The sequence below is a fragment of the Pseudomonas sp. WS 5011 genome (genome assembly GCF_012985775.1).
Taxonomy (GTDB): Bacteria; Pseudomonadota; Gammaproteobacteria; order Pseudomonadales; family Pseudomonadaceae; genus Aquipseudomonas; species Aquipseudomonas peli.
This window is the reverse complement of record NZ_JAAQXA010000040.1, coordinates 1-12,242: the sequence shown is the minus strand read 5'-3', so window position 1 is coordinate 12,242 and position 12,242 is coordinate 1. Positions and strand designations below refer to the sequence as shown.

Here is a 12,242-nt window from a genome sequence, read left to right as displayed (position 1 = left end):
CCCGGTTGAGTGGCCGGATGGCCGTGGAATCAGTGGCCGGATGCGCGTGGAATGGGTGGCCGGATCAGCGTGGAATCGGTGGTCAGATGCTCATGGAATGGGTGGCCAGATGACCGTGGAATCCGCAAAAATGGAACTCAATTTCTTCGTCAGCAATTTCTCCGCTGAAATAATACCCCGGCATATCTTCCATAAGAGCGCTCCAGTTTTAAATCTTGCCAGGCTTTGAGCACAAATCTTTTGAGATTTCACGTACGATCAATATTTGTACGAACCTGACCGGAGTTATTTACATGCCCATGTCTATTTCTATCTGCATGCGCCTGTACTTTTGCAGATACTCAACATCAGGATTTTCGTTAGCAGCTGTTGACAGCTCTCGCACCTGTATTTCAAAAGCCTCTCTTGTGAAAATTAGTTCTTCATCAACTCCGTGTGCATCGTGCTTGATAGAAAGTACAGGGTAGTCTTCAAAGATATGCAGGATATCTAAGCCGTAGATGAGAAAAGTGTGATCGTCAGAAGCGCCAATCAGAACAAGCGAGTCAATAATAATCTGAACATTTGTGTTGATAGACTCTCTGACGCTCTTGCTTAAAATCAACACATCGTCAAAGAAATTATCCGAAAAGATTACCTTGGCCATTTCAAATCCCAATATCATTTGAGAAATTTCGGACGTAGTAATGCCTCAAATGACTCATGCCTGGATCTTTTAAGTAGCGTCGAGATAGCCTTTTTGCGATCAAACGAATGATTACGGGGACGTATCGGTTCTCGATTGCCAGGCTTTCGCTCTCAGATGAATCGAGGATCTGGACGCAAAGTGAGATTTGGGGATTAACGCTTGGGATTTGCTGGCTTACTGAGAGCAGCCTGTACGGCTTTAGAATGAAGCTATGAAACGGGTGTGCCGCGAACGCGATGATGCGCATGAGCTCAAGATGTCCGAGGACTTCATGTGCGTCACTTAGAGACTCTGAGAGCCTGGAGAGGGTTGATTCTGGGAGTGGCATTTCTAGTGTCCGTTTTGGTACGCGGACGATCCATTATATGAACCTTTCTTGCCGTGTCTACAGGTTTTTGTGCTAAAACTGAACTAGAAGTTAGGGTAGTTTGATTAGTTTTCGTCAGGGTATTGCATTTTAAAAAAGGTTTTTTATACTCGTTCTCCACGAAAACAAAGGGGTTTAATATGTCAAAGCTTGCTGAATACCGCGCACTTGAACTTCAACTAGCCGAAGATCTGGCCCGGCTTGAGTCCCTAAAGGGGGATGAAAAGCTCAAAGTTGAAATCGAATTCGAAGGAAAGCTAAAGGCTTTGATGTCGACATATGAGAAAAGCTTGCGTGATGTGATCATGATTCTCGATCCACACGTCAGCCGTTCGGCGCCTGTTGCTTCGGATAAAGAGCCACGTAAACCACGGGAACTTAAGATTTACGAGCATCCTGACACTAAAGAGCGTGTCGAGACCAAAGGTGGCAATCACAAGATTTTGAAGGCTTGGAAGGCTGAATTCGGCGATGAAATGGTAGAAAGCTGGCGCATTCAGTAAAATACAAGGATTAAATCGGGCGCTTTTCGTTGTAAATTGCATGTTTTTTTGTGCATTTACAGTGCGGGCGCCCTAGTTTTTTGTCTTAAAAAGAAGTGAAAACGCAATGTTCGGCATCAAAAAGGCGGCATTAAAGCTCGTTGGTAAGGCTAAAAATGGCTCCGGATATCAGCTTTTTGAAGACAAAGAGGCTAGGGCGCTTACTAGATTCTGGATTTACAGCGCTGGGTTTAAGGATGGCGTAGTAAACCAGCGGCTGGCGTATCAGCTTTCAGCGCGTGACCAGCTTGATATGTCGTCGCGTACGGGCTTTGTGCAGCAGTTTGAAGGTGTTGACGATACAGCCCACTTGATTAGTTCGTGCTTAGAGTTCGATGAATGCCATGGCGCTGTAGATGATAAATCCCGGAAGTTTTTTGCGCGTATGCTCGCGAGTTACGCCATTAATGCCGGTTATTGGAAGCTTTCTGCTGATTACGATCAGAATGCGGGCTTGCATATCGTAGTGATAGACAAAGCCATGCCGGATAACTACGCGAAGCTCAGCGCGGTTATCGTGCACGATCACAGTGACATATTGACACGCGAAGATATCGATCATGTCGTGGTGAGTGCGTGCGCTGGATGAGTTCTGAGCGCATTGAATAGAGCCTGGTTGATTCCGGGCTTTTTTACGATTAAAAGAAAGCAAGCTCCAAGTTATAATAGTTTCACAAAACCGGAGAAAGCGAAGCAAAGCCATGCTCCGCACTGTATGCCTACTATCGCATTGACTAAGTTTACCTCAAGGTATGTGTCTTTATGCACTGACTACGCTCTATACTCTCTCTCTTCCTATATAAAGAAGAAAAAGCATCAAGCAGAGCGCGTGCCTTGCTTATGCCTTTTCCCTGGTTTCTTCTGGTTTTTAAAAACTCTTCAAGCAGAAAAGCTTGCGTATCTGTATGTAATGAATTCCTGTTGCCAAATTGCACTTCACTTGAGTTTCCCGGCGTGATTCAAACTGAGAAGTGACCGACCGCGCTATAGCGCTGGATGATAGGAGGTGAGGTCTTCACCCACTGAGCGAAGGCTTCACCATGCCTATTGGGTAGGTCTTGCGGCAGGATTATGGTGCTGTACTCGGCGGCGAAAGCTTGGATTCGGCCCTGCGCAGAAGCTGTTTAAGTGAGCGTTGGCGATCCTGATTATGATGCTTGTGCATCTACTCCCCTTGAAGGAATTAACCTAAAAGGTTATTTTGTGCCGTATGGAAAAGCGCAAACCCCATTTCAAGCTAGAGCTGGTGAAGAAGGCCGTCGCCGAGCAGCGTTATCGCTTCACCCGCGTGGCCCTGGAAGGGGGCGCTGAGCTGGGTATGGAGGTGGCCGATATGCTGGCCGTGATCGATGCGCTGAGCAGTCGCGACTTTTTCAAGAGCATGACAACCTATGCGGATCATACAAGCTGGCAGGACGTTTACAGGCCCGACACCGAGTTCGGGCAGGTGTATCTAAAGTTCACGCTGGTGGCCGATCTGCTGATCGTATCCTTTAAGGAGATGTGACCATGAAATGTCCAGTATGCAGCGGGGCGGAACTGGTTCACGACACCCGCGATATGCCATTCACCTACAAGGGCCAAACCACCCAAGTTCCTGCCGTAACGGCTGATTGGTGCGATGCGTGCGGTGAGTCCCTGACTGGGCCTGCTGAAAGCGAACGCGTTATGCGTGCGATGAACGAGTTTCGCCAGCAGGTTAACGCCCAGGACGGCAATCAGGAGCTGATTCGCAGTGTGCGCAAGCAATTGCACTTGAGCCAGCGTGAAGCGGCTGAGCTGTTTGGCGGTGGGCCTAATGCGTTTTCTCGCTACGAGCGCGGTAGTACGGAAGCACCACAACCGTTGGTGCAATTGTTCAAAATTCTGGGTCGCCATCCGGAACTGATAAACGAGTTGCGTGCGGGCTGAGTGTCGAAAAATTGTCGAAATCACTGTGCCGAATTGAGCCTAAATGAGCCGATAAAAAGCGCAGGTGCCCGGAATTGAGAGGTTTTGGCACGAACTGAAACGCTCACAGACGGGTTCGAATCCCTATCTTCCCGTATATATAAAGCCCTTGCAAATCAACAGTTTGCAGGGGCTTTTTGCTTTGCGTTGTACGTAGGTTTTGTACGTACTGATTTGGTGCTTGTCTCTCCCTCTGAGATTTCCGTCTAAGCTCATCACCTGATCATGGAATGATACGGAGCGTCATGGATGAGCTACCTCGCTAAATCGCTTACCCCCGATCAAGAAATCGTCGTTCAACTCTCCACCACTGCTGACCGCGATGACGTGGCCCGGCGTCTGTCCCTGGATGGCATACGGCTCAAGGTGCTGGGCATGGCGAAGTTCGGCCTGGTAAAGGTTGGTGTGATGGCCCCGCAGGGGCTGACCCCAGAGAGCAGAGACTTCGTCTATTTGCCGAAAGGTGGCGTAGGGCGGTTGGTGCTAACTCGCAGCCTCGGTGGGGAGGTTGTCGTGACGTTGCGAGAGGGGGCCGATGCTGATGTGGTGTTGGACTGGCTGGCCTCTGATGGCCTTGTATTCCAAGTGACCGGGACGCGCACCAATCAATGCCGTATTGGCATCCTGGCCATCAACGAGCTTCTGGTTTTGCGTGATGAGCTTTGTCTGGGGGCATAGCGTAGAAGCCCTGTAAGGAGTTCTCAGCAGGCAGCAAGGGCGCGGCAATGGGCGAGCATTCTGCTATGCCGCTCACGAGGTCAGTGTTAGCGGCACTTCAGGCGGCTGGATGTATCAGCACTACAGCCTGTCGGGAGTGTCTGCGGGCTGTGCCTTGCTGGCTCTTTTTTGGCTGTAGTTTGCTGATACTATGCGCGAACTGCCGTATGTCACCAAGCCTAAAAGGCTACGACCTATTTGCCGGCAGCGGCGGTTTAACAGCGTCAAAACACTGTTTAGCCGTACAGTAAAAAGAGCTTGAATCTTGCAAAGAATGCAGGGAGAATTTCTATTGGCAGCATTTTTCGTGCCAATAGAAAAGCCCTGACTCTTGCGAGCCAGAGCTTTATTCGGAGCTGACTATGAAGGCGGCCTAGGAAACTCAACCTTTAAAGACAGCGAAACCCCAGACCAGAGGCATGAGGTTAAGCGAAGTGAAGTATAGGTTCACACCATAGAGTAATACAACATCGTGTTGTATTTCGGTGATGATCGGTGTGTACCGGCCTTATGCCATGGTCATTCCAGAAGGAATGCATCATGCGTAGACGTAGCATCCGACGCCAACGGCGTCACTCCCCGCAACGGGATAAGGTTGTACACGTTAACCCATACACCCGATTCCGTTTTAATCGGTGGGAAAGCGTCTGCGAGCACTACCGTAGTATGCCAAGGCAGCTTGCCTTCGACTTCTAGGGTGTGACGTACCACGGGGCATGGAAGCCCCACTTCCCCCTAAACAAACGATGCTACCAAACCTCCGCCCAGCCGTGGGAGGATTGCATGGTGCGGGAATAGTACATCTTCAACCAATACAAGGATGTTTATGCGATATGCCGCGCTGCTCCTCTCCATTACCTTTGTGGCCATGCCAGCCCACGCCTACGAGCTTAGCTGCAAGGTTGTTGGTGTTACTGATGGCGACACCGTCACTTGTCTGACTGCTGATCGCAAGCAGGAGAAAATCAGACTCCAGGGCATCGATGCTCCAGAGTCGAAACAACCTTTCGGCCAGCGCTCAAAGCAAAACCTATCTGACCTCGTCTACGGTAAATCCGTAACCGTGAAATGGAATAAGCGCGACCGCTGGAAACGCATCTTAGGCTCCGTTTGGGTCACGCCTTCTGATTGCCCAACCTGTGGCCATACGCTGGATGTTGGAGCTGCACAGCTCAGCGTGGGGATGGCGTGGTGGTTTCGTCGCTATGCCAAAGAACAACCGGTTCAGCAACGGCACCAATACGAGTTTGAAGAGACTGAAGCCAAGGCTAGGCGAGCTGGACTGTGGGGTGATTCCAATCCGGTTCCACCGTGGGAGTGGCGTAGCCGTGAGCGTTGAGTCTTTAGTAAGGTCTACGGCAGTTCGGGAGGACTTCCCTCGTTTTCATCTATTATCCATATTGCTAATATCAAGTGATATTTTTATTTGATATATAATAGATTTCTAGTGCTTTTGTTAATTGTGGTAGCTTTAAATTTGCGATCTGCCGCCAGGGCTTAAGTTTTCGCCTATGTCTTAGGTGGTTAACTAAATAATTATAATGCTGCTATGTAGAGGGAACTATGAATATTGATTTCTCGAAGTTACAAACTGGTCAGAATAGTGAAACTGCCCTCCATCCTCGGGATATTTTTACATCTTTGCCTAGCAAAGCAAAAGGGAAATTCCAGTACCCTAGAGATGTTCAGTCTGACGTATGGGAGCAGTGGCATCAGCGGAGAAATGAAAACAATCTAGTCGTCAAAATGAACACTGGCAGTGGTAAGACAGTAGTGGGTCTACTGATTCTTAAAAGCTGCCTAAATGAAAAGAAAGGGCCGGCGGCCTTCATTGTTCCCGATAATTATCTTGTGGAACAGGTGATCAATGAGGCGAAGGCCTTGGGGTTGGCAGTAACGGATAATTGCCACTCTCCAAAATTCCTGCAAGGCAAGGAGATTCTTGTTACCAATATCCATACGCTATTTAATGGGTACTCTGCGTTTGGAGTTGGTGACCAAGGTATTAAAATTAATATGGGCTCGATTCTTATCGATGACGCTCATGCATGTTTAGATAAAATTGAGGATCAGTTTACAATTACAGTTCCCAGTACAAGTAACGCATATAAAGCCATCTATGCTTCATTGAGAGGGTCATTGTTGCAGCAGAGTGAGCTAAGAGTTCTTGAGTTGGAGAGTGGTGATCCGTCTATTCAGCTACTAACTCCGTTTTGGGCGTGGCAAGATAATGTATCAGAGATTAGTCGAGCATTGATCTCTGAGAAGGGAGAGGATTATCTTAACTTTAAGTGGCCTCTAATTAAGGATAGCTTGAAGCTGTCTCGATGTGTTGTTAGCTCTAGTAAGATTGAAATTTCACCGCATAATATCCCAATCAATGTTATTCCTAGTGTGGAGTATGCGGCTAGGAAGGTGTTCATGACCGCCACTCTCGCAGACGATAGTGTGCTGGCAAGTCATTTTGGAATAACAGATGAGAATGCATATCGCGCGATCAGGCCTTCATCATTTAGCGATGTAGGCGATAGAATGATTCTTATGCCTCAGGTTATAAATCCGGAAATTTCGGATGAGGATATTAAGTCACTGTGCTCTGATATCAAAAAGCATCTCAATGTTGTGGTAGTTGTTCCGTCTGGCTATAGGGCTAAGTTTTGGGAGGATTGTGCGGATTTAATACTAAAGCACCAAAATATTGAAAGTGGTATTCAGAAACTAAAGTCAGGTCATGTCGGGTTGGCTGTTCTTGTTAATCGATATGACGGTATTGATCTTCCAGATGATGCCTGTCGGCTGCTTGTTATTGATGGCATGCCTGACGTAAGAAGGATGATCGATAAAGCGGAGGAAGGTATCCTGATGGGGACTGACCGCATGTTAACTCAAATGACTCAGCGAGTTGAGCAGGGCATGGGCCGGGGGATAAGGTCTAATGACGATTACTGTGCTGTGATTTTGATGGGCAAAACACTTGCACGAAATCTCTATTCTGGTGGTGCACTAGATAAATTCTCCCCCGGCACCAAGGCTCAATTGGAGTTATCTGAAAGGGTTGCTTCCCAGCTTGAGAAAGCTGATCTTAATGATATCTGGAACACTTTGCTCTATTGTTTAAATCAAGACCCTAACTGGGTGTCATCAAGTAAAGGTGCACTAACTGGATTAGTTGCTGCTCCTTCTCGCCCTGACCCTGTAACTATGGCTCTTCGTAAAGCATATGATCAAGCTCTTGTTAATAATCCAAAGGATATAGGGTTGAATGTACTTAATTCGGTCGCAGAGCCAAATAGGATTTTAAGATCTTATTTGAAAATTAGGGCGTCTGAATATGTAAATCTCTATGATAAAGTCGAGGCGCAAAAGCTCGTTCTTTCTGCTGCAAATGACAATCCAAGAACAATTAAGCCCCTTGATGGGATTCAGTATCACAAGTTGGAAGGGGCAGTTTTAGAGCAAGCAAGACAATGCAAGGCATTTCTCCAAGCATTTGGTGACCCTAATAAACCTATAATTGAGCTCAATGGAGTGCTTGAGGACTTGATATTCAAACCTGAGACAGCTACAAGATTTGAGCTGGCTTTGTCACAGCTTGCAGAATTTGTTGGCTTTACATCTCAGCGGCCTGAGACAGAATCGGGGAGAGGGCCGGATGTGCTTTGGAGGATTGGAGCGTCGCAGTATTTAGTTATTGAATGTAAGAATGGAGCAATAACTGAGACTATTAATAAGCATGACTGCAATCAACTCAATGGCTCGGGTGAATGGTTTGAGAATCGCTACGGAGTTGAATGCACTTATGTGCCAATTCTTATTCATCCATCAAATAAATTTGAACATGCGGCTTCTCCGAAGGCTGTAACAAGAATTATGTCTTCTGCTCAGCTAGATAAATTAATAAAAACGGTCAGAGATTTCGTTAAAACTATTTGTTCGCAGGGTTTGATTAATGATGACGCTGGGATCAGACAACAGCTTTTACATTATCGGTTGCGAGCCAGCGATTTGTCCCAGGGGTACACTACGAATTATTTGGCTGCCAAATAATTTCTTGCGCTATTATGGGGCTGCCTGGTTGCTGCGATTCCAAGGTCGTGACGTGTAGTCTTTATTAATATGGAGTCTTTTATAAACATAAGACGTTTTTACGTCTTATGTTTTTTCTTGCTTGATAGAAAGCCTATCTCATTAACCTCTCATAAAATAACTGCTGCGATAGCATCGCCATTCTTGTTCTTCGTCATGAACGGCGTGATGACCTTGTACCCTAAGGCGACGCCCGCACATATGGCGTTCAACTGATAGTTTCCCATCATTTAGCGGTTTTCTTTCGGCTTCCAAGTTACAAGAATTCCTATAGTTCCATACTCCGCTACGCCCCGCCGTGGGAATGTTGCACCGTGCGGAAATGCCGGGTTGTGAGGGTGGAAAATATCTACAGACGGGCTGTTTAGCACTACCGCAGGGGGCCTGGGCTGATCGCCAGCAAATGGGAAATATCGAGTGCTACCTGGGCTGCTGTGCAACCCTTGATTGCCTGGAATGTTTACTCTTGAGCAGCCGCACAAGCGCGTTTAACAGCTGCTATCGAGATACCCCAGTGTGTGGCAGTCGCTGAGATAGTCGCGTTCTGAGCCTTACGCCATTGGGCTACAGCGGCATCATCGATGGTCTTGGCGCGACCTAACTTCTTGCCTTCTGACTTCGCACGCTGAATGCCAGCCATCTGACGTACCTTGATGTTTGAATCGCCCCAGCTCTGCGACTGCTGCCAGCATGGTAAGCATCATCTTGCCTACGTCGCTGGAAAGGTCGAAACCCTCACGCATGGATTCCACTGTTACGCCCTTGGCTTTGAGTGCCTCCACTGTCTCAAGTACATCGACGGTGTCTCGGCCTAAGCGGTCAATCGCAGATACAACAACGGTATCTCCCTTACGGGCATAGCTGAGCAGGGCAGCGAAGCCATCTCGCTGTACGGCCTTGGTTGCACCACTGGTAGCCTCATCACCAACCGGTTTTTTGTTAGCATCGTACCCATCAAAAGAAGGAGGAGTGACGATGGCAGGGAGAGCTGATTTTGAGGTGATGCTGGATGGTGAGGCTCAGGACTTGCGAGCACTCAGTGGGCGAGGGGTATCCACAGAGTATTTTCATATCTGGGGAGGTGTCGATCACTACCTCGATTGCCAGAATGATTATTTCAGCTTTAATTCGATCTACTTCGAAGGGGAAGACGACGAAAACCTGATCTGGCAGATTTCTTACGAGCTGGTAAGTCTATTCAATGGCGCTACTAAGCTGCTTTATAGAGATGCTAGGCCGCTGAGTATTCACAGGATACTTCTAAATGGGCAGCAACTAAACTGGCGTGAGCCCATGTTGCCATTGAGCTTACTTCAGAGGCCTGCAATTTCTCAGTATAAATGGGATGAAGAGATGAAAAAGGCTCTTCAGGTTTCCGCCAGGTTTGGATTAATGATTCTGGCAACTGAGAATGAAGACGTCTACATGCTCTTGAAGCAATTTGAGTTGGATAATAGCTGGGTGGGATACTACCGCCTCATGGAGACAATCGACTCTCATGCCAGGATAAAGGGGATCACCATTGGAGGGGATAGGAAAGAACGGGAAAGCTTCACGTTTACTGCGAACAACTACTCCCTGACAGGCTTCGACTCGCGACATGGCTTCAAAGACAAGGTCAAGTCAAGCAAGCAGCCTGTAATGCAGGTTTATCAGGCGCATTCTTTCATATCAGATATGTGCAAGTCATATCTTCAAAAAGCATATCCGAATTATTTAAGATTCGCATAAAAAACCGGCCCGCGTAGCCGGTTTTCTTTTTCTGACTATCAGTAGTTGTGCTTGAGGCATACTTGGTGCGATGCGAGAGCGCATTATGAGCTTTTGTGTAATTCAATTGCTCATTTGTCTCAATCAGAATTCAATAGGGATTTAGAATAATTTATGGCTGGATTGGCCATTGAAGAGATTCCGTAAACCAACCTGGGCGAGTGAGGTGAAATTTGTGACGAACAAGGATGAAGATAAAAAGAAGTCGCTGATTGATCTGGCGACTCTGGAAGACTTCGCGCATATCAATCCAGCCTCAATCATGGCGATGAGTAACTCGTTGCACTTCCACACCCTGGAGCATGCGTTTAGAGAGGCTGCTCAGGCCGCAGAAAATGCAGGCGATGCCGCTGCTTTTAGGGCCTACAACGTCTTGGCAGTTGTCTGTAGCTATCACTTCAATCCCAGCAGGCCAGACACCTTCTCTCCTCAGATCATTTTTAAGGGTAAGAGGACGCTCATCCCGAGTGATTACCTGGGCGAGCAGCAGGGAGTTCTTGTCCAGATAGCCGAGCAGATTGACCACCCCCTGCTTCGGGCTCGGATCGCTGATAGCTGCTGGTACGTCAACCGAGGGCTCCACACTGTCCAGGCCTCATAATACGGCCCATTAGGAGGTGCCATGAGCAACCCGCGTTATCCCGAAGAATTCAAAATCGAAGCAGTCAAACAGGTGACCGAGCGAGGTCTGCCGGTGGCTGAGGTAGCTGCTCGTTTGGGCATGTCGACACACAGCCTTTATGCCTGGGTGAAGCGCTATAGCAAGCCTCAAGAGCAGCGGACGCAAGAAGACGACCAGCATGCTGAACTGCGTCGTTTGCGCGCTGAACTCAAGCGTGTGACTGAAGAGCGAGACATCCTAAAAAAGGCCGCCGCGTACTTTGCCAAGGAGTGCGGCTGAAGTACGCCTTCATCAATCAGTTATCCGCAGACTATTCAGTTCGCCGCCTGTGCCTGACCTTGAAAGTACACTCCAGCGGTTACTACGCCTGGCTGGCTGAGCCGAATTCGGCACGAGCCAAAGATGATCAACGTCTGCTTGGCCTGATCAAACACTCGTGGCTAGAGAGCGGCGGTGTGTACGGATACCGCAAAATCCATGACGATCTGCGCGAGCTTGGCGAACAGTGCGGCAGGCATCGAGTTGCTCGATTAATGCGTCAGGAAGGACTGCGTTCGCAGACGGGTTACCGACGTCGACCGGGGCGTTATGGTGGCAAGCCTCCAGTCGCTTCGCCGAATCACCTGGAGCGTCGATTCAATGTCACCGAGCCCAACAAAGTCTGGGTTACGGACATTACCTACATCCGCACCTACGAGGGTTGGTTATTTTTGGCGGTGGTGCTCGATCTGTTTTCGCGGCAGGTAATCGGTTGGTCGATGAAGCCACAGATGACCAGCGATTTGGCTATTGATGCATTGCTGATGGCGGTTTGGCGGCGTAAGCCAAAACAGGAAGTGATGATTCACTCAGACCAAGGCAGTCAGTTCAGCAGCGGTGACTGGCAGAGCTTCCTGAAAGCCAACAACTTGCTTGGTAGCATGAGTCGACGTGGCAGCTGCCATGACAATGCGGTAGCGGAAAGCTTTTTCCAACTGCTGAAACGGGAGCGGATCAGGCGAAAGATCTACAGCACCAGGCAGGATGCCCGCGCGGATGTATTCGATTACATCGAGATGTTCTATAACCCAAAACGCCGGCATGGTTTCAACAATCAGCTGTCACCGGTAGAGTTTGAAAAACGCTATTTCCAGAGCTTGGAGAGTGTCTAGAAAACCAGGGGCGATTCAGGACGTTGGTAATGGCACCTCAAGATATCTTCAATAAGTTCGCGAATCGCGTATTTCAGTTGTCCTTGCTTCAACGTGCGACAAGAACGCTTATAGGCGATCAAATACGCAGTTTTGTAAAAATAAAAGAAACTGGAGGAGAGTTCACTTCAGTTCATAATTTCATCTACTACGAGCCTTCGAATGGGGGGCTGAAGTGTCTAAGGATGGTCTGAAGTAGCCATGTATTTCCCCGGCATACCACCTAGCGCAACTTTTAAACTCGCCAAATGATCAAAAAACAATCAATTCGACGAGTATTTCTTACGTTTTCGCCACCCGGACCCCACTC

At 48.2% G+C, this 12,242-nt stretch carries 12 protein-coding genes and 2 pseudogenes; 12 read left to right on the top strand and 2 right to left on the bottom strand.

The genetic code is table 11. The features are described 5' to 3' along the window. The coding region (locus HBN63_RS21745) for a hypothetical protein (protein ID WP_223181892.1) at nt 1–229 on the top strand (229 nt) is incomplete at its 5' end. 60 nt (nt 230–289) lie between these two features. Here the strand turns inward: HBN63_RS21745 and HBN63_RS20840 are convergent. Next, nucleotides 290–646 (bottom strand): hypothetical protein, encoded by a 357-nt coding sequence (locus tag HBN63_RS20840; protein ID WP_170050741.1) that lies wholly within the window; start codon nt 644–646, stop codon nt 290–292. Between the two features lie 549 nt (nt 647–1,195). On the opposite strand from HBN63_RS20840, the gene HBN63_RS20835 reads away from it, so the two are divergent. The 8 genes and pseudogenes from HBN63_RS20835 to HBN63_RS20805 all read left to right on the top strand — a co-directional run bounded on the left by HBN63_RS20835 (nt 1,196) and on the right by HBN63_RS20805 (nt 8,311). Further along, nucleotides 1,196–1,558, top strand: coding sequence for a histone-like nucleoid-structuring protein, MvaT/MvaU family (locus HBN63_RS20835; RefSeq protein ID WP_170050740.1), 363 nt, complete (start codon nt 1,196–1,198; stop codon nt 1,556–1,558). 106 nt (nt 1,559–1,664) lie between these two features. Beyond that, nucleotides 1,665–2,186 carry a hypothetical protein gene (locus tag HBN63_RS20830; protein WP_170050739.1) on the top strand — a complete coding sequence of 174 codons (522 nt, stop codon included), beginning with the start codon at nt 1,665–1,667 and terminating at the stop codon, nt 2,184–2,186. 621 nt (nt 2,187–2,807) lie between these two features. Further along, nucleotides 2,808–3,104, top strand: a complete 297-nt coding sequence (locus HBN63_RS20825) for a type II toxin-antitoxin system MqsR family toxin (RefSeq protein ID WP_170050738.1) — start codon at nt 2,808–2,810, stop codon at nt 3,102–3,104. A gap of 2 nt (nt 3,105–3,106) precedes the next feature. After that, nucleotides 3,107–3,508, top strand: coding sequence for a type II TA system antitoxin MqsA family protein (locus HBN63_RS20820; RefSeq protein WP_170050737.1), 402 nt, complete (start codon nt 3,107–3,109; stop codon nt 3,506–3,508). Between the two features lie 288 nt (nt 3,509–3,796). Continuing rightward, complete coding sequence (locus tag HBN63_RS20815; RefSeq protein WP_170050736.1) at nt 3,797–4,225, top strand: hypothetical protein; 429 nt, start codon at nt 3,797–3,799, stop codon at nt 4,223–4,225. Between the two features lie 100 nt (nt 4,226–4,325). Beyond that, nucleotides 4,326–4,400 (top strand): annotated as a pseudogene (locus HBN63_RS22060) (hypothetical protein); the annotation flags it as partial. Nucleotides 4,401–5,090: 690 nt separating this feature from the next. Continuing rightward, complete coding sequence (locus HBN63_RS20810; RefSeq protein WP_170050735.1) at nt 5,091–5,603, top strand: thermonuclease family protein; 513 nt, start codon at nt 5,091–5,093, stop codon at nt 5,601–5,603. Between the two features lie 224 nt (nt 5,604–5,827). Then, entirely contained in the window at nt 5,828–8,311 is a 2,484-nt protein-coding gene (locus tag HBN63_RS20805; RefSeq protein WP_170050734.1) for a DEAD/DEAH box helicase family protein, read from the top strand. A 499-nt stretch (nt 8,312–8,810) separates the two neighbouring features. Here HBN63_RS20805 and HBN63_RS20800 read toward each other — a convergent pair. Then, nucleotides 8,811–9,273, bottom strand: a pseudogene (locus HBN63_RS20800) (recombinase family protein); the annotation flags it as partial. Nucleotides 9,274–9,325: 52 nt separating this feature from the next. Between HBN63_RS20800 and HBN63_RS20795 the strand changes: the two are divergent. The 3 genes from HBN63_RS20795 to HBN63_RS20785 all read left to right on the top strand — a co-directional run bounded on the left by HBN63_RS20795 (nt 9,326) and on the right by HBN63_RS20785 (nt 11,893). Further along, nucleotides 9,326–10,081, top strand: a complete 756-nt coding sequence (locus HBN63_RS20795) for a hypothetical protein (RefSeq protein WP_170050733.1) — start codon at nt 9,326–9,328, stop codon at nt 10,079–10,081. Nucleotides 10,082–10,250: 169 nt separating this feature from the next. Continuing rightward, a complete protein-coding gene (locus HBN63_RS20790) occupies nt 10,251–10,721 on the top strand; it encodes a hypothetical protein (protein WP_170050732.1) in 471 nt (156 codons plus the stop codon). Between the two features lie 21 nt (nt 10,722–10,742). After that, nucleotides 10,743–11,893, top strand: a protein-coding gene (locus HBN63_RS20785; RefSeq protein WP_170050742.1) for an IS3 family transposase whose coding sequence is annotated in 2 segments (ribosomal slippage) — nt 10,743–10,986 and nt 10,986–11,893 — 1,152 coding nt in all. Because the reading frame shifts where the segments join, the coding sequence is not laid out codon by codon here. Nucleotides 11,894–12,242: the final 349 nt, after the last annotated feature.